The 23,574-nt window shown below is 66.6% G+C and carries 22 protein-coding genes; 12 read left to right on the top strand and 10 right to left on the bottom strand.

Annotated features, from left to right (window positions below):
- Positions 1–15: 15 nt before the first annotated feature.
- From kynU to asnS, 7 genes are all read right to left on the bottom strand, one after another.
- Entirely contained in the window at positions 16–1,290 is a 1,275-nt protein-coding gene (gene kynU / locus ACZ75I_RS12515; RefSeq protein ID WP_472958007.1) for a kynureninase, read from the bottom strand.
- Positions 1,291–1,428: 138 nt separating this feature from the next.
- On the bottom strand, positions 1,429–1,950 hold the full coding sequence (locus ACZ75I_RS12510) for a 3-hydroxyanthranilate 3,4-dioxygenase (RefSeq protein WP_134968191.1): 522 nt from the start codon (positions 1,948–1,950) through the stop codon (positions 1,429–1,431).
- A gap of 19 nt (positions 1,951–1,969) precedes the next feature.
- Entirely contained in the window at positions 1,970–2,632 is a 663-nt protein-coding gene (gene can, locus ACZ75I_RS12505; protein ID WP_134971234.1) for a carbonate dehydratase, read from the bottom strand.
- 72 nt (positions 2,633–2,704) lie between these two features.
- The gene (locus tag ACZ75I_RS12500; RefSeq protein WP_180869854.1) at positions 2,705–3,343 is read right to left on the bottom strand and encodes an FMN-binding negative transcriptional regulator; all 639 of its coding nucleotides are present in this window, start codon (positions 3,341–3,343) and stop codon (positions 2,705–2,707) included.
- A 7-nt stretch (positions 3,344–3,350) separates the two neighbouring features.
- On the bottom strand, positions 3,351–3,665 hold the full coding sequence (locus ACZ75I_RS12495) for a hypothetical protein (RefSeq protein WP_005417404.1): 315 nt from the start codon (positions 3,663–3,665) through the stop codon (positions 3,351–3,353).
- A gap of 5 nt (positions 3,666–3,670) precedes the next feature.
- Positions 3,671–3,970 (bottom strand): hypothetical protein, encoded by a 300-nt coding sequence (locus ACZ75I_RS12490; protein WP_005417403.1) that lies wholly within the window; start codon positions 3,968–3,970, stop codon positions 3,671–3,673.
- Positions 3,971–4,000: 30 nt separating this feature from the next.
- Positions 4,001–5,395 (bottom strand): asparagine--tRNA ligase, encoded by a 1,395-nt coding sequence (gene asnS, locus ACZ75I_RS12485; RefSeq protein WP_134968194.1) that lies wholly within the window; start codon positions 5,393–5,395, stop codon positions 4,001–4,003.
- Positions 5,396–5,523: 128 nt separating this feature from the next.
- On the opposite strand from asnS, the gene ACZ75I_RS12480 reads away from it, so the two are divergent.
- The 4 genes from ACZ75I_RS12480 to rplI all read left to right on the top strand — a co-directional run bounded on the left by ACZ75I_RS12480 (position 5,524) and on the right by rplI (position 7,312).
- Positions 5,524–5,862: a HesB/IscA family protein gene (locus tag ACZ75I_RS12480; protein WP_134968195.1), complete on the top strand. Its 339-nt coding sequence runs from the start codon at positions 5,524–5,526 to the stop codon at positions 5,860–5,862.
- A 216-nt stretch (positions 5,863–6,078) separates the two neighbouring features.
- Positions 6,079–6,516 (top strand): 30S ribosomal protein S6, encoded by a 438-nt coding sequence (gene rpsF / locus ACZ75I_RS12475; RefSeq protein WP_005417400.1) that lies wholly within the window; start codon positions 6,079–6,081, stop codon positions 6,514–6,516.
- An 11-nt stretch (positions 6,517–6,527) separates the two neighbouring features.
- The gene (gene rpsR / locus ACZ75I_RS12470) at positions 6,528–6,758 is read left to right on the top strand and encodes a 30S ribosomal protein S18 (RefSeq protein ID WP_002804494.1); all 231 of its coding nucleotides are present in this window, start codon (positions 6,528–6,530) and stop codon (positions 6,756–6,758) included.
- Between the two features lie 104 nt (positions 6,759–6,862).
- Entirely contained in the window at positions 6,863–7,312 is a 450-nt protein-coding gene (rplI, locus tag ACZ75I_RS12465; RefSeq protein ID WP_021202733.1) for a 50S ribosomal protein L9, read from the top strand.
- Between the two features lie 130 nt (positions 7,313–7,442).
- Here the strand turns inward: rplI and ACZ75I_RS12460 are convergent, their stop codons facing one another.
- Together ACZ75I_RS12460 and ACZ75I_RS12455 are read right to left on the bottom strand one after the other, a co-directional pair.
- Positions 7,443–7,877, bottom strand: a complete 435-nt coding sequence (locus ACZ75I_RS12460) for a hypothetical protein (RefSeq protein ID WP_472958000.1) — start codon at positions 7,875–7,877, stop codon at positions 7,443–7,445.
- Positions 7,878–7,886: 9 nt separating this feature from the next.
- Positions 7,887–8,474 carry a DUF1963 domain-containing protein gene (locus tag ACZ75I_RS12455; protein WP_472957999.1) on the bottom strand — a complete coding sequence of 196 codons (588 nt, stop codon included), beginning with the start codon at positions 8,472–8,474 and terminating at the stop codon, positions 7,887–7,889.
- Between the two features lie 311 nt (positions 8,475–8,785).
- Here ACZ75I_RS12455 and smc point away from each other — a divergent pair, with 311 nt between their 5' ends.
- Both smc and zipA read left to right on the top strand, forming a co-directional pair.
- Positions 8,786–12,289: a chromosome segregation protein SMC gene (smc, locus tag ACZ75I_RS12450; RefSeq protein WP_472957998.1), complete on the top strand. Its 3,504-nt coding sequence runs from the start codon at positions 8,786–8,788 to the stop codon at positions 12,287–12,289.
- A 46-nt stretch (positions 12,290–12,335) separates the two neighbouring features.
- A complete protein-coding gene (gene zipA, locus ACZ75I_RS12445; RefSeq protein WP_005417392.1) occupies positions 12,336–13,076 on the top strand; it encodes a cell division protein ZipA in 741 nt (246 codons plus the stop codon).
- Positions 13,077–13,169: 93 nt separating this feature from the next.
- Here zipA and ACZ75I_RS12440 read toward each other — a convergent pair whose 3' ends face one another.
- Positions 13,170–14,294, bottom strand: coding sequence for a pyridoxal phosphate-dependent aminotransferase (locus ACZ75I_RS12440; protein WP_472957997.1), 1,125 nt, complete (start codon positions 14,292–14,294; stop codon positions 13,170–13,172).
- A 278-nt stretch (positions 14,295–14,572) separates the two neighbouring features.
- Between ACZ75I_RS12440 and ligA the strand changes: the two genes are divergently transcribed.
- From ligA to gyrA, 6 genes are all read left to right on the top strand, one after another.
- A complete protein-coding gene (ligA, locus tag ACZ75I_RS12435; protein ID WP_472959061.1) occupies positions 14,573–17,044 on the top strand; it encodes an NAD-dependent DNA ligase LigA in 2,472 nt (823 codons plus the stop codon).
- Between the two features lie 49 nt (positions 17,045–17,093).
- Complete coding sequence (locus tag ACZ75I_RS12430; RefSeq protein ID WP_061480038.1) at positions 17,094–17,579, top strand: GNAT family N-acetyltransferase; 486 nt, start codon at positions 17,094–17,096, stop codon at positions 17,577–17,579.
- Positions 17,576–18,532: an EF-P lysine aminoacylase EpmA gene (epmA, locus tag ACZ75I_RS12425; RefSeq protein ID WP_180869864.1), complete on the top strand. Its 957-nt coding sequence runs from the start codon at positions 17,576–17,578 to the stop codon at positions 18,530–18,532. Before ACZ75I_RS12430 ends, epmA begins: the two co-directional genes overlap by 4 nt.
- 138 nt (positions 18,533–18,670) lie before the next feature.
- Positions 18,671–19,399: a DUF3011 domain-containing protein gene (locus tag ACZ75I_RS12420; protein ID WP_134971222.1), complete on the top strand. Its 729-nt coding sequence runs from the start codon at positions 18,671–18,673 to the stop codon at positions 19,397–19,399.
- A 47-nt stretch (positions 19,400–19,446) separates the two neighbouring features.
- Positions 19,447–20,511 carry an S-methyl-5-thioribose-1-phosphate isomerase gene (gene mtnA / locus ACZ75I_RS12415; protein ID WP_061480041.1) on the top strand — a complete coding sequence of 355 codons (1,065 nt, stop codon included), beginning with the start codon at positions 19,447–19,449 and terminating at the stop codon, positions 20,509–20,511.
- Between the two features lie 259 nt (positions 20,512–20,770).
- Positions 20,771–23,485, top strand: a complete 2,715-nt coding sequence (gene gyrA, locus ACZ75I_RS12410; RefSeq protein ID WP_180869867.1) for a DNA gyrase subunit A — start codon at positions 20,771–20,773, stop codon at positions 23,483–23,485.
- Positions 23,486–23,574: the final 89 nt, after the last annotated feature.

Here is a 23,574-nt window from a genome sequence, read left to right as displayed (position 1 = left end):
GGGGGAGGGGCCGGCTTACAGGCCGGCCCAGGCTTCCACTTCCTCGACGAAATGGTGCACGTCCAGGTAGCGGTTGTAGAGCGGGGTGGGCGAGATGCGGATCACGTCAGGCTCGCGCCAGTCGCCGAGCACGCCGATGCCGCGCAGGTGCTCGAACAGTGCACGGCCACGCTCGCGGCCACCGATCACGCGCAGCGACAACTGGCAGCCGCGGCGCTGCGGATCGGCCGGGGTAATGATGTCCAGCACCTGCGGCAGGCGTGCGCGGACCAGTGCTTCGAGCAGGCCGGTCAGCGCCAGCGATTTGCTGCGCAGCGCCTCCATGCCGGCACGCTCAAACAGGTCCAGCGAGGCACGCAGTGGTGCCAGGCCAAGGATCGGTGGATTGCTGAGCTGCCAGCCTTCGGCACCGATGGCCGGGGTGAACTGGGGCGCCATCTGGAAGCGGGTCGATTCCTCATGGCCCCACCAGCCGGCAAAGCGCGGCAGGGTGGTGTCGCGGTGGTGGCGCTCGTGCACGAACGCGCCGGCCACCGCGCCCGGGCCGCTGTTGAGGTACTTGTAGTGGCACCACACGGCGAAGTCGGGTGCGATGTCATGCAGGCGCAGCGGCAGGTTGCCAACCGAGTGCGCCAGGTCGAAGCCGATGCGTGCGCCCTGCAGGCGTGCGGCGCGGGTGATCGCATCGAGGTCGAAGGCCTGGCCGGTGCGGTACTGCACGCCGGGCCACAGCACCAGCGCCAGGCGCGGGCCGTGCTCGGCGATGGCGCGTTCGATCGCGGCCAGCGAAATCGTGCCGTTGGCTTCGTCCGGCTGCACTTCCACCAGGCACGCGGCCGGGTCGAAACCATGGAAGCGGATCTGAGCTTCCACCGCGTGGCGGTCGGTCGGGAATGCGCCGGCTTCCATCAGGATCAGCGGGCGCTGCGTGGTCGGCCGGTAGAAGCTGACCATCATCAGGTGCAGGTTCACGCTCAGCGTGTTCATCGCTACCACCTCGCTGGGCAGTGCGCCGACCAAACGGGCCAGCTGCGCGCTCACCAGGCGGTGGTACGACAGCCACTGCGTCGGGCCGGTGAAGTGGCCTTCCACCGCCAGTTCGCCCCATTGTTTCATCACTTCCTGCACCGCGGCCTGCGCACCGCGCGGCTGCAGGCCCAGCGAGTTGCCGACGAAGTAGGTCTGCTCGCCGCCACCATGGCGCGGAATCAGGAATTCGCCACGCAGCGGGCGCAGCGGATCGGCGGCGTCCAGGGCGATGGCGTGGGTGCGGCTGAGCAGGTCGGACATGGTCGGGCAACAGGCTGCAACGGGACCGCCAGTGTAGCGCCTGGCGGCGTGCCTGCCGCCGAACCTGTAGAGCCGAGCCCATGCTCGGCTGCCGGGCCACGAAGCCGAGCATGGGCTCGGCTCTACAGGGGCAGGTGCTCAGCCCGCCGCCGGCACCGGCAGCGGATCCACGTGTCCGCACTGGCTGCAGGTACGCAGTTCCAGGCTGGCGTGGTAGTGCGCAAACACCTTGGGCAGGTCGGTCTCGATGTTCTGCAGCGGGAAATACTCTTCGTGCAGCTTGTGGTTGCAGCGCTCGCAGTGCCAGATCACGCCGTCCATCTCATGCGGCAGCCGCTTGCGCTCGACCACCAGGCCGATGCCCCCGGGCGGGCGCCGCGGCGAGTGCGGCACCTTCGCCGGCAACAGGAAGATCTCGCCGGCGCGGATCGGAATGTCGCGTACCGCGCCGTCCTCCTGCACCTTCAGCACCATCTCGCCTTCGAGCTGGTAGAACCACTCGGGGCCTTCGTCGTAGTGGTAGTCGGTACGCGAGTTCGGCCCGCCGACCACCATCACGATGAAATCGCCGTTGTCGATCATCTTGTTGCCCACCGGCGGCTTCAGCAGGTGGCGGTTCTCTTCGATCCAGGCGTGCAGGTTGATCGGCGAAGCGAGCATGGTGGTCATCCGTAGGGGATCAGTCGCGACGGCCCTTGCGCGGCACGAAGGACAGCGCTTTTTCATACGCTGGCTGCAGTTCATCCAGCGAACCGACGTCGATGCCCATTTCACGCACGCGGCCGTCTTTCAGGCTGTAGACCCAGCCGTGCACCATCAGCTTCTGGCCGCGGGCCCAGGCATCCAGCACGATGGTCGAGCGGCAGAGGTTGGCGACCTGCTCGATCACGTTCAGCTCGCACAGCCGGGCGTGCTTGAGTTCGTCGTCTTCGATGGCGTCGAGGATGCCCTGGTGCTTCTGCACCACGTCACCGACATGGCGCAGCCAGTTGTCGGCCAGGCCGACGCGGGTGTTGTGCAGGCAGGCATGCACGCCGCCGCAGCCGTAGTGGCCGACGATCAGGATGTGCTTGACCTTCAGCTGGTCCACTGCGTACTGCACCACGCTCAGGCAGTTAAGGTCGGTGTGGGCGACCACGTTGGCGACGTTGCGGTGCACGAACACTTCGCCCGGCGCCATGCCGATGATCTGGTTGGCCGGCACCCGCGAATCGGAGCAGCCGATCCACAGGTACTCGGGATGCTGCTGCTTGGCCAGCTGGTGGAAGAAGTCGGGGTCCTCCTTCTCGATGCGGTCGGCCCAGTCGCGGTTGTTCTGCAGCAGCTTGTGGATGTCTTTCATGTTCGGGTCCCTGGCGTCGGGTGGGGGCGCACCGCAGCCATCCGGCTGCGACGTCGCGGGAATCTGGGGTGTTCAGCCGCTGCGGGCGGCCTGTTCGCGGTGCCAGCGCATCCACTGCGCCAACTCGGTGGAGGAAGGAGTGCCCAGCTGTTCCAGTTCGGCGATCACGGCGCGCTGGTTGGCGTCGGGATGGTTCTGGCTCAGCTTCAGCTTCAGCTGCACGTGTTCGACCTGGAAACGGAAGCCGACGATGGCACGCAGTTCCGGGCCATGTTCGGCGCGCGTGGCATCGAACTGCCAGGCCTGGCAGACACTGGCTTCGAAGTGATCGCTGATCGCGCCGACCAGTTCGGCCAGCGCACCGGCATCGTCGAAGGTGTGCAGCTGGCCACGCAGCTCGGCGGCGGCGTAGTTCCAGGTCGGCACCCGTGCGGCAGGCTCCTTGTCCGGATACCAGCTGGCCGAGACGTAGCCGTGTGGTCCGTCGACCAGCACCTTGGCCGCACCGCTGTGGCGCGACTGCGGGTTGGCGCGGGCCCAGTGCCCGCGCAGCTCGATGCGCTCGCCCTCGCGCCGGTACAGCACCGGCATCCGCGTCAGCTCCGGCAGGCCATCGCTGCCGGGGGTGAGCACGGTGACGAACGGATCGCGCGCCAGCAGGCGGTCCAGCCAGAGCAGGTCGGTCTCGGCGAAGGCGCGTGGAGTGAACATGCCTGGATCAGGCGCGCGCGCCCAGCGACTGGATCATGCGGCCGCGCAGGCCCTCGTCGTTGTCGGCCTGCGGCGGCTGCACTTCGTGCAGGCTGAAGCCGCGCACCAGCGCGTCTTCCTCGTCCAGGCCGTCATACTCGACGAATTCGGCGTCGAACAGCTGCGAACGGGCGGTGTCTTCGCTGTCATAGCTCAGCGTGTTGCCATCGCTGTCGAGCACCTCAGCGGTGCCGGCCGGGCGAACGCGCAGGCGCGCCCAGATCAGGGTGTTGCCGAGGCTGGCCAGCCACCAGCTGTCGCGCGAGGCAGAAATGTCATTCATGGGGGTTACCAGAGCGAGGCCAGCCAGAGCAGGGCAGCCATGCCCAGTCCGGCCAGCAGGGTCAGCAGCGATACCCAGGCCGGCGTCGCCAGCCCGGACAGCGAGCGGTCCGGCTGCTGGCGATAGTCGCGGCGCAGCAGCCAGGCCAGGGCATCGGGCTTGAGGAAGGCACCGCTGCCGAAGCGCTCGGCAAGCGCCGGATGGCGGTCGCGCACGTGCACCAGGGTCAGCGGCCAGAAGATCACGAAGGCACTGAACCCGGCCACTGCAACGCCGACGAAACACAGGGCGAAGAACAGGGTCATGGGGGCAGTACCTCCGTGGTCGTATGGGGCTTAGAAGTCCGCGCTGCCCGGGGCACGCGGGTAGGGGATCGCATCGCGGATGTTGGACAGCCCGCAGACGTACACCACCAGGCGTTCGAAGCCCAGGCCGAAGCCGGCGTGCGGCACCGAGCCATAGCGGCGGAAGTCGCGGTACCAGCTGTAGTGCTCACGATCCAGGCCGAACTGGGCCATGCGCGCGTCCAGCACGTCCAGGCGCTCCTCACGCTGGCTGCCACCGATGATCTCGCCGATGCCCGGGGCCAGCACGTCCATCGCGGCAACGGTCTTGCCGTCGTCGTTCAGGCGCATGTAGAAGGCCTTGATGTGCTCCGGATAGTTGGTCACCACCACCGGACGACCGACATGCTCCTCGGTCAGCCAGCGCTCGTGCTCGGTCTGCAGGTCCAGGCCCCATTCCACCGGGAAGTCGAACTTCCTGCCGGACTTCTGCAGCAGGCTGACCGCATCGGTGTAGTCGATGCGCTCGAACGGCGCGTTGATGAAGTCTTCCAGCTTGGTGATCGCGTTCTTGTCCACGCGCTCGGCGATGAAGGCCAGGTCGTCGCTGCGCTCGTTCAGCACGGCGCGGAACAGGTACTTCAGGAACTCTTCGGCCAGGCGTGCGTCTTCGGCCAGGTCGGCGAAGGCGATTTCCGGCTCGATCATCCAGAACTCCGCCAGATGGCGGGTGGTGTGGCTGTTCTCGGCGCGGAAGGTCGGGCCGAAGGTGTAGACCTTGCTCAGCGCCAGGCAGTAGGCCTCGACGTTCAGCTGGCCGGACACGGTCAGGAACGTTTCCTTGCCGAAGAAGTCGCGGCTGAAATCGATCGCGCCCTTCTCGTCACGCGGCAGGTTCACCATGTCCAGGGTGGACACGCGGAACATCTGGCCGGCGCCTTCGGCGTCGGAGGTGGTGATGATCGGGGTGCTGATCCAGTTGAAGCCGTTCTCGTGGAAGAAGCGGTGCACGGCCTGGGCCAGGCAGTTGCGGATGCGGGTGACTGCGCCGAACAGGTTGGTGCGCGGGCGCAGGTGCGCCACTTCGCGCAGGAACTCCGGCGACATCGGCTTGGGCTGGATCGGGTAGGTGAGCGGGTCTTCGACCCAGCCGACCACTTCCAGGGCGCTGGCCTGGATCTCGAACGACTGGCCCTTGCCCTGCGACTTCACCAGGGTGCCGGTGGCGATGACCGAGCAGCCGCTGGTCAGGCGCTTGATCTCGTCGAAGTTGCCCAGGCTGTCGTTGGCCACCACCTGGATCGGGGCGAAGCAGGAGCCGTCGCTCACATTCACGAAGGCCAGATTCGCTGAACCGCGCACCGTGCGCACCCATCCGCGTACCGTGACTTCGCCGCCTTCCGGGATCTTCCCGGCAAGCGCATGTTCAACGCTGACCACCGTCATGACTTGAATCCTCTGCTGATCGACTCGATCTGTGAACACGGGAGTTTACCGGTTGCAGCGTTCTGCTTGCGAGGCATTTTTCGCGGCAACGGCTCCTTATAATGTCCCCGTACCTCTGGAGTAGCCCCATGGCCGTCAGCCTGACCCCCATTGCCTTCGAGCGCGTGCAGCGCTTTGTCGCCCAGACCCCCGGTGCGCTGGGCCTGCGTTTCGGCGTGACCAGGACCGGCTGCTCCGGCTGGGGCCACATCACCGACCTGGCCCGCGATGAGCGCGAGGGCGATACCGTGTTCGAGCAGGACGGCGTGAAGATCTATGTCGACGCCAAGAGCCTGGCGCTGGTGGACGGCACCGTGATCGACTTCGGCAAGCACGGCCTGAGCGAGACCTTCACGTTCAGCAACCCGAACGCCACCGCCGAGTGTGGTTGCGGCGAGAGCTTCACCACCGACGCCGACAAGGCCTGACGGCCCGGCGGGACCTGATCGTTCTGGTAGGGCCCAACCCGGGTTGGGCGCTCGCCCCCGGTTCAGGGTGCCAGGTGGCCCATCGGTTGCCCGGCCGCCTCATCTGCGCCATAATGCGCGGCTTCCTGCCTTCCTGGCGGGAATCCTTGCCCCACCGCGGTCTCAACGGCGGGGGGCTGTCCGGCCGCGAGGCCACATCCGAAAGGTAGAAAAAACATGAGTCGTCATTACGAAATCGTGTTCATGGTCCACCCGGACCAGAGCGAGCAGGTCCCGGCCATGATCGAGCGCTACAAGTCGCTGGTCGAGAACGGCAACGGCACCATCCACCGTCTGGAAGACTGGGGCCGCCGCCAGCTGGCGTACCCGATCCAGAACCTGGTGAAGGCCCACTACGTGCTGATGAACATCGAAGCCGACCAGGCCGTTCTGAACGAACTGACCGAGAGCTTCCGCTTCAACGACGCCGTGCTGCGCAACCTGGTCATCAAGCGTGACGAGGCTGACACCGAGCAGTCGCTGATCATGAAGAGCAAGGACGAGAAGGGTGACAAGCCGGAGCGCGGTGAGCGCCGTCGTCGTGACGACGAAGAAGGCGAGTCCAACACCACCGCTGACAACGAAGCCGGCGACGACGCCGCTTCCGCCGCCTAAGGAGCCTTCCCATGTCCAAGTTCTTCCGTCGCCGCAAGTTCTGCAAGTTCACTGCTGAAGGTGTGAAGGAGATCGACTACAAGGATCTCAACACCCTGCGCCAGTACCTGACCGAGAACGGCAAGATCGTGCCGAGCCGCGTCACCGGTACCAAGTCGAAGTACCAGCGCCAGCTGGCGACCGCCGTCAAGCGCGCTCGCTTCCTGGCCCTGATCCCGTACACCGACAACCACGACGTCTGATGCAGGCGGGGCGGCCCGACGCCGCCCCCGCTGTGCCAGCTATTCGGACAGCCTTTGTTGCGGGGCATCGCCTCGCTAACGAATAACTTATCTGGAGCAATACCATGCAGCTGATCCTCCTGCAGAAAGTCACCAACCTCGGCAACCTGGGCGACCTGGTTGATGTGAAGCCGGGCTACGGCCGCAACTTCCTCGTGCCGCAGGGCAAGGCCGTGCCGGCCACCGAGAGCAACAAGGCCGAGTTCGAAGCCAAGCGCGCCGAATACGAAGCCAAGGCCCAGGCCATCCACGCCGACGCTGAAGGCCGCAAGGCCAAGCTGGAAGGCGCGAGCGTGACCATCGCCGCCAACGCTTCGACCGAAGGCAAGCTGTACGGCTCGGTCGGCCCGCGCGACATCGCCGAGGCCTTCACCGCCGCCGGCCTGCCGCTGGAAAAGAGCGAAGTCATCCTGGGCGAAGGCGCCTTCCGCAACATTGGCGAGTACGACGTGCTGATCCACCTGCACGCCGACGTCGAGACCACCGTCAAGGTTGTCGTCGTCGCCGAAGCCTGATCCCACGCCGCAAGGCCTGGCATCACCGCAGAACGGGCGCCCGCAAGGGTGCCCGTTTTGTTTTGGGCGATCGCCGGGTATGTAGAGTCGAGCCATGCTCGACTTGGCCTCCGTGCTGCACCACTGCTTGCTAGACAGCCTCACCCAGGAAGTAGCGCTCGAAACCTGCAAGCGCATTGGCAACGTCCATCCGTAGTTGATCGGCTTGCAGAAGTTCTCCTGCACGACGTGCGCGTTCGATCATCATGTCGATACAGGTCGCCATGTCTGCTGATACAACAGGTACGAGGGCGTTCCTGTCGATGGTTTTCCAAGGCTGGCAGGCGTAGACCATATCCATGGTCAGCAGCTGCCTTTTGAGAAACAGCATCAAGCGGTCTGGTCCATCCGGTTCGAATGTCCAGATCGTCCCGGAGACCCGAAGAACGATTCCGAATTTGGTGATGGATCGAAGATAGTTCCCCTTCACATGACGCTCGAAGCAGATGTTCAGTTGTCTCTGGAGCGGGGCAAAAAGGGCGCCTGACGGCGGATCGCCATACTGGCCGCTGATCTGTATCTGCATGGGCAGCTCTCAAGTGGTCTGGATGACGAATCGACCGCAGTCCATCGAAGGTGAAGGAATGTTGCGATCAAGCAACAGATAGCCCATCCCGCCGATCAGGATTCCTTGATGTGTCGGGGCTGCCTTATCAAGATCGAAGTCGTCGAACTGAAGGACGAACGCCTGGTCTTCCGATGCGTCATCCTGCAGCCAGTAAGGCCGCCCACCAATTTTCGAAGTTCCGTGAGGTGTTTCGCCCTCACTCAGCGCCATCCCGGCACAAATGCGGAGTGGCCCAATCGGCGCGCAGGGAGAGTCTCTTGGTTCATGCCCAGGCCAGTGAACGACCACGCGACCGCCCTGGTCCATGGCTTCTTCCAATCTCTGCTCGCCCGAGGTGATATATGGCGTGAAGACCGAAATGCTCAGCCCAGGCGCGATGTACAGTCCGGCGACGTGGCTTCGAATGAATGCGGCTGGAAAACTGGCCAAGTGAAGCAGTGCGTGTCCATGGATGCTGGTTGGCCAAGGGGTATGGGCATCCAGCCAAGCGGTCCCGCCGAGCACGGGAGCGGTCATCGCGCCGTCGGCGGGGGTAAATAGAAGCGGTCGATGCATCCCCCCATCCTGCACGGCTTCTGATGTGCAGGGCTGTGAATCGGTCCAACAATCAATAAATATCAATGACTTGCGATTTGATCGGTGGCTTGGAAATCCGTCGCCCCAGGCGCAAAGCGACATCTGGACCCATTTCAAGCGCGCTCCGAGCCGGTCATCCCGCCCGTGGAACATTCGCGCCGTTATACTCATTCCATTGTGTCACCCTTGGCTTCATTGAATTCTTTTGAAATCAATGGCTTGAGGTGCTGGCTGACCTGACATCCACAATACGGACGCCCTCTGGGCGCCTGTTGGAACCCAATCACGCCATGCGTCTTTCCACGATCAAGCTGTCCGGCTTCAAGTCGTTCGTCGATCCGACCACCCTGCACCTGCCGACCAACATGACCGGCGTGGTGGGCCCCAATGGCTGCGGCAAGTCGAACATCATCGACGCCGTGCGCTGGGTCATGGGCGAGAGTTCGGCCAGCCGCCTGCGCGGCGACTCGCTGACCGACGTGATCTTCTCCGGTTCCAACGCCCGCAAGCCGGTCTCGCAGGCCACGGTCGAGCTGATCTTCGACAACTCCGACCACACGATCTCCGGCGAGTACGCCGCGTTCAACGAAATCTCGGTCAAGCGCACGGTCAGCCGCGACGGTACCAGCAACTACTACCTCAACGGCACCAAGTGCCGCCGCCGCGACATCACCGACCTGTTCCTCGGCACCGGCCTGGGCCCGCGCAGCTACTCGATCATCGAGCAGGGCATGATCAGCCAGATCATCGAAGCACGCCCGGAAGACCTGCGCGTCTACCTGGAAGAGGCGGCCGGCATCTCCAAGTACAAGGAGCGCCGCAAGGAGACCGAGACCCGCATCCGCCACACCCGCGAGAACCTGGACCGGCTGGGCGACCTGCGCGACGAGATCAGCAAGCAGCTGGAGCACCTCAAGCGCCAGGCCAAGCAGGCCGAGCAGTACCAAGCCCTGCAGGAAGAGCGCCGGGTCAAGGATGCCGAGTGGAAGGCGCTGGAATTCCGCGGCCTCGACGGGCGCCTGTCGAAGCTGCGCGAAGGCCTGTCGCAGGAAGAGACCAAGCTGCAGCAGCTGATCGCCGACCAGCGCGACGCCGAGGCCCGCATCGAGACCTCGCGCGCGCGGCGCGAAGAGGCCGCCGACGCGCTGAACACCGCGCAGGCTGCGGTCTACCAGGTCGGCAGCACGCTGGCGCGCCTGGAGCAGCAGATCCAGCACCAGCGCGAGCTGTCGCAGCGCCTGCACAAGGCGCGCGATGAAACCCAGCAGGCCCTGGCCGAACTGGGCCAGCACATCAGCGGCGACGAGGCCAAACTGAGGGTGCTGCGCGAGGCGGTGGAGGCCGCCACTCCGCAGCTGGAAGAACTGCAGGAAGAAAACGAGATCAAGCAGGAAAGCCTGCGCGAGGCTGAAGAGCGGCTGGCCAGCTGGCAGCAACGCTGGGAACAGCACACCTCGCAGAGTTCGGAAGCCTCGCGCGCCGGCGATGTCGAGCGCACGCGCGTGGACTACCTGGACAAGCAGATCCTCGACGCCGACCGGCGTCGCGAGGCCCTGGCCGCCGAACGCGCAGGCCTGGACGTGGACGCGCTGGAAGAAGCCTTCGAGCAGCTGCACCTGCAGCACGACACGCAGAAGGCCGCGCTGGATGAATTGAGTGAAGACGTCGAGCTGCGCAAGCAGGGCGTGGCGGCGGTGCAGGAACAGCAGCGCAATGGCCAGAACGAACTGGCTGAACTGCGCAAGCAGGCCAACGGCCTGCGCGGTCGCCTGGCCTCGCTGGAGACCCTGCAGCAGGCCGCGCTGGGCCAGGAGCAGGGTGCAGCCGTGGCCTGGCTGAAGGCGCGCGGGCTGGATTCGGCGGCGCGCGTCGGCGAACGCCTGGACGTGGATGCCGGCTGGGAAAACGCGGTGGAAAGTGCGCTCGGCCAGCTGATCGAAGGCGTGCTGGTCGATGATCCGGCCAGCCTGGTCGGCGCGCTGGGCGAACTTGGCGAAGGCCACATTGCGCTGGTCGCCGACGATGCTGCTGAACTGAAGGTGGCGCCGACCTCGCTGGCGGCACGCGTGCGCGGCCCGGCAGCGATCCGTCGGCTGCTGGCGCACCTGCATGGTGCGAAGGATCTGTCCGAGGCGAAGGCCCTGCAGGCCAGCCTGCCGGAAGGCGATTCGATCATCACCCAGGGCGGCGAGCGCCTGGGCCAGGGCTGGCTGCGCGTGTCGCGCTCCGGTGCCGCCGAGCAGGGTGCGCTGCTGCGCGAGCGTGAGATCAACGAACTGCGTGAGCAGATCGAGCAGCTGCAGGACCGCGAGGCCGAGCTGGAAGAGCAGCTGAGCGGTTTCCGTGAGCAGCTGCAGGCGGCCGAGCAGCAGCGCGAGGATGCGCAGCGCGCGCTCTACCAGGCCCACCGCGCGGTGTCCGAGCTGGCCGGCCAGCTGCAGGGCCAGCAGGGCAAGGTGGAAGCGGCACGCACCCGCATCGACCGCATCGAGGGCGAGCTGAAGCAGTTGCAGGAAACGCTGGAAGCCAACAACGAGCAGGCGCGTGAAGCGCGCTCGCGGCTGGAGAGTGCGGTCAGCAGCATGGGCGACCTGGAATCGACCCGGCAGCGGCTGGAGGGCGAACGTCGGCAGTTGACCGAGGCCCGCGACCTGGCCCGCGATGCCGCCCGTGCGGTACGCGAGCGCGCGCATTCGCTGGCCCTGACCCTGGAATCGCAGCGTGCGCAGCTGGCCTCGTTGAGCCAGGCGCTGGAACGCATGGACACCCAGCGCGGGCAGCTGGATGCGCGGCTGGGCGAGCTGCACTCGCAGCTGGACGAAGGGGATTCGCCGGTCGAATCGCTGCAGGCCGAACACCAGAACGCGCTGGAAGAGCGGGTGCGCGCCGATCGCGTGCTGACCGAGGCACGCACGCTGCTTGACGGCATCGACGCCGAGCTGCGCAACTACGAGCAGACCCGCCACCAGCGCGACGAACAGGCGTTGGCCCAGCGCGAGCGCATTTCGCAGCGCAAGCTCGACCAGCAGGCCTTGGTGCTCAGCGCCGACACCCTGCAGGCGGCGGTGGAAAAGGCCGGCTTCGTGCTGCAGGACGTGCTCAATGCACTACCCGAGGACGCCCGCCTGGGCGACTGGGAGCAGGCCGTGCACCAGATCGACGCACGCATGCGCCGGCTGGAGCCGGTCAACCTGGCCGCCATCCACGAGTACGGCGAGGCTTCGCAGCGTTCGGACTACCTGGATTCGCAGCACGCCGACCTGACCACGGCGCTGGAAACACTTGAGGATGCCATCCGCAAGATCGATCGAGAGACCCGCGGGCGCTTCAAGGACACCTTCGACCGCGTCAACGCCGGCGTCCAGGCGCTGTATCCGCGCCTGTTCGGTGGTGGCCACGCCTACCTGGAACTGACCGGAGAAGACCTGCTCGACACGGGTGTGACCATCATGGCGCGCCCGCCGGGCAAGCGCGTGTCCAGCATCTCGCTGCTGTCCGGCGGCGAGAAGGCGATGACCGCAGTGGCGCTGGTGTTCGCCATCTTCCAGTTGAATCCCGCCCCGTTCTGCCTGCTGGACGAGGTGGACGCGCCGCTGGACGAAGCCAACGTCGGCCGCCTGGCCAACATGGTCAAGGAAATGAGCGAGAAGGTGCAGTTCCTGTTCGTCAGCCATAACAAGGCGACGATGGAGGCCGCGCACCAGCTGTCGGGCGTGACCATGCGTGAGCCGGGCGTCAGCCGCCTGGTCAGCGTGGACCTGGAAGAAGCGGCGCGATTGGCGGGCGCGGCCTGACGTGCCATCCTAGTTACCTGAATGAATTAGCCGGAGAACCTATCGAATGTCCGACACGGCACTGTTGCGCATCGGCATCCTGGCCGCCGGCCTGCTGTTGATCGCCGCGATCTTCCTGTTTGGCCGTCCGAAGAAGAAGCCCCAGGGCCGTCGCGTGGAGAACGCGGAACCGGCCAGTGGCGAGCGCCGCGAACCGGTCCTGGGCGAGGACGGCGTCGTGGTGGCTGAGGGCCGCGTCGAACCGGGCATGCGCGGGGAAGGCGAGCAGGCCGAACTTGGCCTGGCCGACACTGACCCGGGCGCGGCCAACGACCTCGGCAAGCGCACTACCCAGGATTTCGACAAGATCGTCTCGCTGTTCGTGGCCGCCCGTGCCGGCGAGCAGCTGCGCGGCGAAGACATCGTGGTGGCGGCCGAGAAGACCGGCCTGGTATTCGGCCACATGAACGTGTTCCACCGCCTGGTGGAAGGCCACCCCGAGCGCGGCCCGATCTTCTCGATGGCCAGCATCATGAAGCCGGGCAGCTTCGACATGGCCAACATCCGTGCCATGGAAACCCCGGCCATCGCCTTCTTCCTGACCCTGCCGGCGCCGCTGACCGCGCTTGATGCCTGGGAGAAGATGCTGCCGACCGTCCAGCGCATGGCCGAGCTGCTCGATGGCGTGGTGCTGGATGACAGCCGCAATGCCTTGGGCCGCCAGCGCATCGCGCACATCCGCGACGAGCTGCGTGCCTACGACCGCCAGCACCAGGCACCGCCGCTGACCAAGACCCCGCGCTGGTAAAGCCTGTTGTGCCGGCCAACGGTCGGCACCCACCCCGGTAGATCCACGCCATGCGTGGATGGGGCGAACCAAGGTTCGCCCCCATCAACAGGGTCAGGCCGGTACGCCGGCCACCTTGGCGAACGCACGGCGGAATGCGGCCATCTCGTCTTCGGTGCCTACGGTCACGCGCACGCGCTGTGGCCAGATCGGCCAGCTGCGGCCAATGATCACGCCGTTGTCTGCCATCGCCTTGGCAAAGGCGGCACCGTCGCGCTGCACATCCACCACGAAGCAGTTCGCTTCCGACGGCACGCAGCTGAAGCCACGCTTGCCCAGCCACGCGATGGTGGCCTGCCGCACCTTGGAATTCTGCAGGCGCCGCTGCGCGATCAACTGGGGATCCTGCAGGCTGGCCAGTGCCGCTGCCAGTGCTGGCACGGGCAGCGGGTTGTCGCCCAGGCTGGCCAGTTCGCGTAGGCGGTCAGGGTGCGCGGCCGCCATGCCCAGGCGAAGGCCGGCCATGCCGTACAGCTTGGAAAACGTGCGCAGCACGATCAGGTCATCGCGCTGCGTCACCTGGGTGATCAGGCTCGGCTGCTCGCTGTACTGCAGGTAGGCCTCGTCGACCAGCACGCGGGTGGAGGCGGGCTTGTGGGCCAGCAGCCAGGCGAGCTCATCCGGTGGGCTGATCGAACCGGTCGGGTTGTTCGGATTGCACACGTACAGCAGCCCGGTCGGGCGTGCGTGTGCGGCGGCGACCATTGCACGCAGGTCATGCGCGCCGTCGTCGCGCAGCGGCACCTTCTGCACGTATGCACCGTGTGCGGCGGCGACCTCGCCCAGCGTCTCGAACGTTGGGTCGGCCACCACCAGTCCCGCCTGCGGGCTGGTCCACAGCACGGCGGCGCGGTTCAGCGGTTCGCTGGAACCCGGATACAACCGCACGTGATCAGCCGGAATGCGTGCCTGTTCGATGAAGGCATCGCGCACCTGTCCGGCCAGGGCGAAGCGGTAGCGGCCGCAACCGGCGATGCTGTCGCGTGCCGCCTGCTGGGCTGCGGGCGAGGGGCCGTAGGGGCATTCGTTGAAATTCAGCAGCACCGCACCTTCGGCGGGGGCAGGAGCGGCGGCCGTCGCGGGTTGGGTATGGCCAAGCTGCGGCAGCCCGCTGCCAGCGACGGCGAGGCCAGCACCGGCCAGTTGCAGGAAGCGTCGACGGGAAGCAGGCAGGGTCACGGGCACGATTCCGAAGGGCAGACCGTCGCACGCTAGCGCTGGTTGCGGTGGGCGGCAAGCCCGCTTTTTGTAGTGCCGAGCCATGCTCGGCTGCAGCCGTGCCAACCAAGGTTGGCATCTGCCGGGGCGGGGAGAAGGTTGGCACCTGCCGGGAGGGGAGAAGGTTGGCCACCAGGGCAGGGAGCGCCCGTCGAGCATGGCTCGGCGCTGCGAAGGGGGGCATTACAGGGCCTGACGGCCGGGCGCGGTAGAATCCCCGGCCATCCCAGAACCACCGGATTCCGATGAGCTCCAGCCCCGCCGAACGCGCCGAAGATCTCCGCCGGCAGATCGCCCAGGCCAACCGCGCCTACCATGAGCTGGACGCCCCGGAGATCCCCGACATCGACTACGACCGGATGGTGCGCGAGCTGGAAGCACTGGAGCGCGAACATCCGGAACTGGCCCGGGCCGACAGCCCGACCCAGCAGGTCGGCGCGCGTCCCTCCGGCCGTTTCCCCGAAGTCCGCCATGCGGTGCCGATGTTGTCGCTGTCCAACGCCTTCAGCGATGAGGAAGTGGCGGATTTCGTACGCCGCATTGACGAACGCCTGGGCCGCCGCAGCCTGCAGTTCTCGGCCGAGCCGAAGATGGACGGCCTGGCGATCAGCCTGCGCTACGAGGATGGTCATTTCGTGCTCGGCGCGACCCGCGGCGATGGCAGCACCGGCGAGGACGTGACCGCCAACCTGCGCGAGATCGGCGATGTTCCCAAGCGGCTGCACGGCAAGGACTGGCCGGACGTGCTGGAGGTGCGCGGCGAGGTCTACATGGCGCGTGCCGATTTCGAGGCCTACAACGAACGTGCGCGCCTGCACGGCGGCAAGGTGCTGGCCAACCCGCGCAACGCGGCGGCTGGATCGCTGCGCCAGCTCGACCCGAAGATCAGTGCGCAGCGCAGGTTGAGCTTCTTCGCCTACGGTACCGGTGAAGTGCAGGGCGGCGAGCTGCCCGATACCCATTCGGGCACGCTGGCGCAGCTCGGCGCCTGGGGTTTCCCGGTCAGCGCGCTGTGCAAGGTGGTGGAAGGCACCGACGGCCTGCTCGGCTACTACCGCGATATCGGCGAGCGCCGCGACAGCCTGCCGTTCGATATCGATGGCGTGGTCTACAAGCTCGATGATCGCGCCGGCCAGCAGGCCATGGGCTTTGTCTCGCGTGCGCCGCGCTGGGCCATCGCGCACAAGTTCCCTGCACAGGAACAGAGCACCACGGTGGAGGCGATCGAGATCCAGATCGGCCGCACCGGTGCGGCCACGCCGGTCGCGCGCCTGGCACCGGTGGCCGTGGCCGGCGTGATCGTGTCCAACGCCACCCTGCACAACGCCGACCAGATCGCACGCCTCGACGTGCGCGTCGGCGACAGCGTGATCGTGCGCCGCGCCGGCGACGTGATCCCGGAAGTGGTCAGCGTCATCCTCGATCGCCGCCCGCAGGGCACCACGCCCTGGCAGATGCCGACGCGCTGCCCGGTGTGCGGCTCGGAGATCGTGCGCGAGGAAGGGGCGGCCGCATGGCGCTGCTCGGGCGAGCTGTCCTGCCCGGCGCAGCGCAAGGAAGCCATCGCCCATTTCGCCTCTCGCCGCGCGATGGACATCGACGGCCTGGGCGACAAATACATTGAAACCCTGGTCGACGCTGGCATCGTCAAGAGCGTGGCCGACCTGTACCGGCTCACTCGTGACCAGCTGCTGCACCTGAAGCTGGTGCTGGACGCTGAAGATCCCTCGGCGCTGGCCGCCGCACTGAAGCTGCACCTGCCGGCCGAAGGCAGTGGCGCGGTGCTCAATGCAGTGCTCAGGCTGGACGGCAACGATCCGGGCTGGCGCGCGCAGGCGCTGGCGCAGCCGGCCCGCTTCGAATGGAACACGAAGAAGATCGCGACCAAGTGGGCCGACAACCTGATCGCGGCCATCGACGCCAGTCGTGCCGCCACGCTGGAACGGCTGCTGTTCGCGCTGGGCATCGAGCACGTGGGCGAGAGCACGGCCAAGGCGCTGGCGCAGTGGTTCGGTGACCTGGAACTGATCCGCCACCTGCCGTGGCCATTGTTCAAGCGCGTGCCGGACATCGGTGGCGAAGTGGCGCGCTCGCTCGGCCACTTCTTCGAACAGCAGGGCAACCAGCAGGCCATCGATGACCTGCTGCAGGTCGGCCAGGTCCGCATCAGCGATGTGCACGCGCCCAGCGCCAGGCTGCGCGAGGGGCTGGACCTGGCGCAGCTGTTGGTCGAATCAGAGATTCCCGGCATCACCCGCCTGCGCGCGGAAAAACTGGTGGCCGCGTTGCCCGGTGCCCAGGCGGTGCTCGACGCCGAGCATGGGCAGTTCGTCAACGCCGGGTTGCCCGACGACACCGCGCGTGGCCTGGCCCAGTGGCTGGACAGCGAGGGCCACGGCGCGATGCTGCTGGCGGCCGAGAAGGCGATGCAGCAGATCCTGGCCAAGGCACCGGCGCTGGCGGAGATCGTGGCCGGCCCACTGAATGGGCAGACCGTGGTGCTGACCGGCACCCTGGCCCAGCTCACCCGCGATGCCGCCAAGGAGCGCCTGGAGGCCCTCGGTGCAAAGGTCTCCGGCAGCGTCTCGAAGAAGACCAGCTTCGTGGTCGCCGGTACCGAGGCCGGCTCCAAGTTGGACAAGGCGCAATCGCTGGGCGTGCCGGTATGGGACGAAGACCGCCTGCTGGCTTATCTGGCCGAACACGAATGATGACCCCGCCGGGTGCATGGCGCCCGGCATGAAACACAAAGGAACACCGATGCAGACCGCCCCGCTGGATTTCCGCCTGGCCACCCGTGCCGACGAGGAGCTGTTGATCGCGCTGATGCGCGAGTTCTACGCCGAAGACAGGATCGACTTCGATGACGGGCGCGTGCGTCGCGGCGTGGACGCGCTGCTGGCCGATCCGCGCAATGGCGAAGTGCTGTTGTGGCTGGACGAGGCGGGCGAGGTGGTCGGCTACGCGGTGATCGCGATGGGCTTCAGCCTGGAGCAGGGCGGCCACTTCATGCTGCTGGACGAGCTGTACCTGAGCCATCGCGCGCGCGGTCGTGGCCGCGGCAAGCAGGCGCTGGCCATCTGCGAGCAGCGCGCTCGTGGTCGTGGCGTCAGCCGCCTTCGCCTGGAAGTGAACCACCACAACGAACTGGCCCGACGCCTGTACCTGGCCAGCGGCTACATCGACGATACGCGCGATCTGCTGACCCTGCCGCTCGACCATCCGCGCCCGGAGGGCATCCTGTGAGCGAGGCCCTGCTGCGCGCGCTGCAGCAGCGCGCTGCGCTCAACGCGCTGGTGCGCCGCTTCTTTGCAGAGCGCGATGTGCTCGAGGTGGAGACGCCGATCCTGTCGGTCGCGGGCAACACCGAGCCGAACATCGACAGCTTCCATACCGACTTCACCGGGCATGTCGATGCCGGCGGACGCCGCCGCTGGCTGCGCACCTCGCCGGAGTATCCGCTCAAGCGCCTGCTGGCGGCCGGTGTGGGCGACTGCTACGAACTGGGTCGGGTATTCCGCAACGGTGAGGCCGGCGGCCGCCACAACCCGGAATTCACCATGTTGGAGTGGTATCGGGTCGGCTGGGACCACCATCGGTTGGTACAGGAGACCGCCGAGCTGGTCGGCCAGGCGCTGGCCCTGGTGGGACGCCGTGCGACCCTGCGCGTGCTGAGTTACCGCGAGCTGTTCCAGCAGCACCTTGGCGTGGATCCGTTCGAGGCGGATGAGTCCACGCTGCGTGCTGCGTTGGGCGAGGTGCACATTGACCCGGTCGGATTGACCCGTGATGACTGGCTCGACCTGCTGATGACCCATCGTATCCAGCCGCATTTCGATGACGCGGTCATGACCGTGGTGCATGACTGGCCAGCCAGCCAGGCCGCGCTGGCACGCATCCGCGCCGGCACGCCGCCGCTGGCCGAGCGTTTCGAGCTGTACCTGGGTGCAGTGGAGCTGGCCAACGGCTATCACGAACTGAACGACGCCGACGAGCAGCGCGCCCGCTTCCAGCGCGACCAGCAGCGCCGCCACGAACGTGGGCAGGTGCAGCCGCCACTGGATGAGGCGCTGCTGGCGGCGTTGCCGGCGTTGCCGGCCTGTGCCGGCGTTGCGCTGGGGATCGACCGCCTGCTGATGGCGATGAACCGCACACCCCGCATTGCAGATGTGTTGGCCTACGACTTCGCCCACGCGTGACCATCACGCGTTGCTGAACATCCCAGGCTGAACGAAACGCGGGTTCTGCGCGCTTGCGTCGGTAAGCGGGATGATGCTTTTATCACGGCCAATGCCGGACACTGGCATGCAGTTCATCCATTCCTGCTGGGGAAGGCTTTGGTCAAGTGGTTTGCGGTTGTCGCTGCACCGATGTACTCCATCGCGCTCTGGGGTGCCTGGCTGCCGTCGCCGGCGTCGGCCCAGCAGGTGGGCTACGACGATGAAGTGGTGACCTGCGAGTCCCGCGACATGGGCTGGGTGCACTGCGACATCGATGTGGCCAACGGCGTCGATCTGGTGCGCCAGCTGTCGAGCAACAGCTGCATCCGCGGCAGCGAGTGGGGCACCGACCGCAGTGGCGTGTGGGTCACCCTTGGCTGCCGCGCCGAATTCCGTGCGCGCCGTGCGCAGGGTGCGGCGCCTGCGGCAACGGAAGGCAAGCGCCTGGTGCGACGCGTGGTGCGCTGCGAATCCAATGGCCGTCCGCAGAGTTGCCCGGTACGCCTGGATGGCGCGCCGGTGCGCCTGCTGCGCCAGTTGTCGGTGTTGCCGTGCCGGGAAGGCCAGGGATGGGGCTACAAGCGCAATGAAGTCTGGACCAGCCGTGGCTGCCAGGGCGATTTCGAGGTGGCCGACGAGGATGGCCGCTTCGTCGATGTGCCGCGCCGCCTGACCTGCGAATCGAAGTCGAAGAAGCGGCGTTTCTGCGGCGCCAGCATCTCCGTTGGCGCGGTCGTTTCCGAGCAGCTGTCGAGCACGCCCTGCGAGGAGGGCAGTACCTGGGGCTGGAGCCGCAACGGCATCTGGGTGGACGGCGGCTGCCGCGCCGAATTCTCGGTGAATTGAGCCCGGGCGGGCTCCAACGCTGCCGGGCGTGGCCCTACAATGGGCCCATGAACACTGCTCCCGACATCGACTACGCCCGTTATGACCACATCCGCCCGATCCTGTGGACCGGCGATGCCTTGCAACTGCTGGACCAGCGCAAGCTGCCGTTCGTGGTCGAGCATGTGGTCTGCCACGACAGCGACGAGGTTGCCAGCGCCATCCATGCGTTGACCGTGCGCGGCGCGCCGGCGATCGGCATCGCCGCCGCCTGGGGCGTGGTGCTGGCCGCGCGCGAGGTGCAGGCCGCCGACGGTGCGCACGCCCTGCAGCAGCTGGAACCGGCACTGCAGCGCCTGAACGCATCGCGCCCCACTGCGGTCAATCTGGCCTGGGCGCTGGCGCGCATGCGCCGTTGCCTGCACGCCGCCGGCGCCGACTGGAAGGCACTGCTGGAGGCCGAAGCGCAGGCCATCGCCGAGGAAGACCTGGCCGCCAACCGCCACATGGGCGCACTGGGCGCTGGCTTGATCGAGGCCGGCAGCGGTGTGCTGACCCACTGCAATACCGGCTCGCTGGCCACCGCCGGCTTCGGTACCGCACTGGGCGTCATTCGCGCCGGCATGGCCCAGCACCGCATTGCCCGCGTGTTCGCCGGCGAGACCCGGCCGTGGCTGCAGGGCGCGCGCCTGACCGTGTGGGAGCTGCAGCAGGACGGTATCGATGCCACCCTGATCGCCGACTCGGCGGCCTCGCACCTGATGAAGACCGGTGCCGTGCAGTGGGTGATCGTGGGCGCAGACCGCATCTGCGCCAATGGTGATACCGCCAACAAGATCGGCACCTACCAACTGGCCATTGCCGCGCGCCACCATGGCGTGAAGTTCATGGTGGTGGCGCCGTCCTCGACCGTGGACATGGAGACCGTGGACGGCAGTCAGATCGAGATCGAGCAGCGTGATCCGGGCGAGCTGTACGGCGTGGGCGGCACCCGCACCGTCGCCGAGGGCATTGCCGCCTGGAACCCGGTGTTCGACGTCACCCCGGGCGAGCTGATCGACGCCATCGTGACCGAGCGCGGGGTGATCCTGAACCCGACCGCCGAGAACATGCGCGCCGCCTTCGGCGGCTGAGGCGGGCAGGACCGCGGACGTCTGTAGAGCCGAGCCCATGCTCGGCTGCGGCGGATTGCCGGCCGAGCCGGGCATGGGCTCGGCCCTACAGCATCGGTAGGGCCCCTAAGTTCCTGATTTGTGCCGGTAAAATCCCCGTAAAGGCAGGCGGAAAACAGCCCGTTGTGGTAGTATCCACAGGTTGAATCGAGGTTCCGGCGCGACCCCCTCCCGCAGAGGGCTGCGCCGGACTGGACCGCTACCAGACAACGGAACCCGAATGGCAGAAACCGCCAAGGAAATCATCCAGGTCAACCTGGAAGACGAGATGCGCAAGAGCTACCTCGATTACGCCATGAGCGTGATCGTGGGCCGCGCGCTGCCGGATGCGCGCGACGGCCTCAAGCCGGTGCATCGTCGCGTGCTGTACGCGATGAATGAACTCAACGCGCACAGCAACAAGCCCTACTTCAAGTCGGCGCGTATCGTCGGTGACGTCATCGGTAAGTACCACCCGCATGGCGATCAGTCGGTGTACGACACGCTGGTGCGCCTGGCACAGCCGTTCTCGCTGCGCTACATGCTGGTCGACGGCCAGGGTAACTTTGGTTCGATCGACGGCGACTCCGCCGCGGCGATGCGATACACCGAGGCGCGCATGTCGCGCCTGGCGCATGAGCTGATGGCCGATATCGACAAGGAAACCGTCGATTTCCAGCCCAACTACGACGAAAAGGAACTGGAGCCGACGGTCATGCCGACCCGGTTCCCGAACCTGCTGGTCAACGGCTCCGCCGGTATCGCGGTGGGCATGGCGACCAACATCCCGCCGCACAACCTGAGCGAATCGATCAACGCCTGCATTGCGCTGATCGACAACCCGGAGATCGACGTCGACGGCCTGATGGAGTACATCCCGGGCCCTGATTTCCCGACAGCCGGCATCATCAACGGCACCGCCGGCATCGTCGCCGGCTACCGCACCGGCCGTGGCCGCGTGCGTATCCGTGCCAAGGCCGACATCGAAGTGGCCGACAACGGCCGCGAGTCGATCATCGTCACTGAAATTCCTTACCAGGTGAACAAGGCACGTCTGATCGAGAAGATCGCCGAGCTGGTCAAGGAAAAGAAGATCGAAGGCATCAGCGAGCTGCGCGATGAGTCCGACAAGGACGGCATGCGCATCTACATCGAGATCAAGCGCGGTGAATCTGCCGAGGTTGTGCTGAACAACCTGTACCAGCAGACGCAGATGGAATCGGTGTTCGGCATCAACATGGTAGCGCTGGTCGATGGCCGCCCGCAGTTGATGAACCTCAAGCAGATGCTGGAGGCGTTCGTCCGCCACCGCCGCGAAGTGGTCACCCGCCGCACCGTGTTCGAGCTGCGCAAGGCGCGCGCCCGTGCCCACGTGCTGGAAGGCCTGACCGTCGCGCTGGCCAACATCGACGAGATGATCGAACTGATCAAGACCTCGCCGAACCCGAACGAAGCGCGCGAGCGCATGCTGGCGCGCGTGTGGGAGCCGGGCCTGGTCGGTGCGATGCTGGGTGCCGCCGGTGCCGAAGCCTCGCGCCCGGAAGACCTGCCCAAGGGCGTGGGCCTGATCGAGGGCGGCTACCAGCTGACCGAGATCCAGGCCACCCAGATCCTGGAAATGCGCCTGCACCGCCTGACCGGGCTGGAGCAGGACCGCCTGACTGACGAGTACAAGCAGCTGCTGGAAGTGATCGCCGGGCTGATCCACATCCTGGAAGATCCCGACCGCCTGCTGCAGGTGATCCGCGAGGAGCTGGTCAACGTCAAGGCCGAGTTCGGTGACGAACGTCGCACCGAAATCCGCCACAGCGAAGAAGACCTGGACATCCTCGACCTGATCGCACCGGAAGACGTGGTGGTCACCGTGTCCCACGCCGGCTACGTGAAGCGCCAGCCGGTCAGCGTGTACCGCGCGCAGCGCCGCGGCGGCCGTGGTCGCAGTGCGGCGGCGACCAAGGAAGAGGATTTCATCGAACAGCTGTGGCTGGTCAACACGCACGATACGCTGCTGACGTTCACCAGTTCGGGCAAGGTGTTCTGGCTGCCGGTCTACCAGCTGCCGGAAGCGGGTTCCAACGCCCGCGGCCGTCCGATCATCAACTGGATCCCGCTGGAACCCGGCGAACGCGTGCAGGCTGTGCTGCCGGTGCGCGAGTACGCCGATGGCCAGTTCGTGTTCTTCGCGACGAAGAACGGTACGGTCAAGAAGACCCCCCTGGGCGAGTTCGCCTTCCGCCTGGCCCGCGGCAAGATCGCGATCAACCTCGATGAGGGCGATGCCCTGGTCGGCGTCGGCCTGACCGATGGCCAGCGCGACATCCTGCTGTTCGCCTCCAACGGCAAGACCGTGCGCTTCGGCGAGGACAAAGTCCGCTCGATGGGCCGTACCGCAACTGGCGTGCGTGGCATCAGGATGCCGGCCGGCGAGGAAGTGGTCAGCCTGATCGTGGCCGAAAGTGCCGGTGGCATCGAGGACGAGAACGAGGACGACAACGGTGTCGAGGAGGCCGCCACCACGGGCGATGCGGTGATTGACGGTGCCGATGACAGCAGCATGCAGTACATCCTCACCGCCACCGAGAACGGCTATGGCAAGCGCACCCCGCTGCCGGACTACCCGCGCAAGGGCCGTGGCACGCAGGGCGTGATCGGCATCCAGACCACCGAGCGCAACGGCAAGCTGGTCGCCGCAGTGCTGATGGGCTCCCGCGACGAAGTCCTGCTGATCTCCGACGGCGGTACGCTGGTGCGTACGCGTGGCTCGGAAATCAGCCGCGTCGGCCGCAACACCCAGGGCGTGACCCTGATCCGCCTGTCCAAGGACGAGAAGCTGCAGGCGGTGGAGCGCATGGACGCCTCGATCGACGAGGACGAGGACGAGGTGGCTGCCGCCGCCCCGGCCACGACCGACGGCGCACCGGCTGCTGCCAGCAGCGAGGACGCCGCGCAGGAGTGATCCTGCCGCGAGCCTGGGGTACCCGACGACGCCGGCCCTGTGCCGGCGTCGTCGTATCCGGATGCCACGCATACGCGCGCGCTTCACAC

It is taken from the genome of Stenotrophomonas sp. X (assembly GCF_055721025.1).
Note: the sequence above shows the minus strand (reverse complement) of the source record. Positions and strands in the feature narration are given on the sequence as shown.

Excerpts from the sequence above, each read along its gene's own strand:
- kynU (WP_472958007.1), bottom strand. The coding sequence starts at position 1,290 with ATGTCCGACCTGCTCAGCCGCACCCACGCCATCGCCCTGGACGCCGCC.
- ACZ75I_RS12510 (WP_134968191.1), bottom strand. The coding sequence starts at position 1,950 with ATGCTCGCTTCGCCGATCAACCTGCACGCCTGGATCGAAGAGAACCGC.
- can (WP_134971234.1), bottom strand. The coding sequence starts at position 2,632 with ATGAAAGACATCCACAAGCTGCTGCAGAACAACCGCGACTGGGCCGAC.
- ACZ75I_RS12500 (WP_180869854.1), bottom strand. The coding sequence starts at position 3,343 with ATGTTCACTCCACGCGCCTTCGCCGAGACCGACCTGCTCTGGCTGGAC.
- ACZ75I_RS12495 (WP_005417404.1), bottom strand. The coding sequence starts at position 3,665 with ATGAATGACATTTCTGCCTCGCGCGACAGCTGGTGGCTGGCCAGCCTC.
- ACZ75I_RS12490 (WP_005417403.1), bottom strand. The coding sequence starts at position 3,970 with ATGACCCTGTTCTTCGCCCTGTGTTTCGTCGGCGTTGCAGTGGCCGGG.
- asnS (WP_134968194.1), bottom strand. The coding sequence starts at position 5,395 with ATGACGGTGGTCAGCGTTGAACATGCGCTTGCCGGGAAGATCCCGGAA.
- ACZ75I_RS12480 (WP_134968195.1), top strand. The coding sequence starts at position 5,524 with ATGGCCGTCAGCCTGACCCCCATTGCCTTCGAGCGCGTGCAGCGCTTT.
- rpsF (WP_005417400.1), top strand. The coding sequence starts at position 6,079 with ATGAGTCGTCATTACGAAATCGTGTTCATGGTCCACCCGGACCAGAGC.
- rpsR (WP_002804494.1), top strand. The coding sequence starts at position 6,528 with ATGTCCAAGTTCTTCCGTCGCCGCAAGTTCTGCAAGTTCACTGCTGAA.
- rplI (WP_021202733.1), top strand. The coding sequence starts at position 6,863 with ATGCAGCTGATCCTCCTGCAGAAAGTCACCAACCTCGGCAACCTGGGC.
- ACZ75I_RS12460 (WP_472958000.1), bottom strand. The coding sequence starts at position 7,877 with ATGCAGATACAGATCAGCGGCCAGTATGGCGATCCGCCGTCAGGCGCC.
- ACZ75I_RS12455 (WP_472957999.1), bottom strand. The coding sequence starts at position 8,474 with ATGCATCGACCGCTTCTATTTACCCCCGCCGACGGCGCGATGACCGCT.
- smc (WP_472957998.1), top strand. The coding sequence starts at position 8,786 with ATGCGTCTTTCCACGATCAAGCTGTCCGGCTTCAAGTCGTTCGTCGAT.
- zipA (WP_005417392.1), top strand. The coding sequence starts at position 12,336 with ATGTCCGACACGGCACTGTTGCGCATCGGCATCCTGGCCGCCGGCCTG.
- ACZ75I_RS12430 (WP_061480038.1), top strand. The coding sequence starts at position 17,094 with ATGCAGACCGCCCCGCTGGATTTCCGCCTGGCCACCCGTGCCGACGAG.
- mtnA (WP_061480041.1), top strand. The coding sequence starts at position 19,447 with ATGAACACTGCTCCCGACATCGACTACGCCCGTTATGACCACATCCGC.
- gyrA (WP_180869867.1), top strand. The coding sequence starts at position 20,771 with ATGGCAGAAACCGCCAAGGAAATCATCCAGGTCAACCTGGAAGACGAG.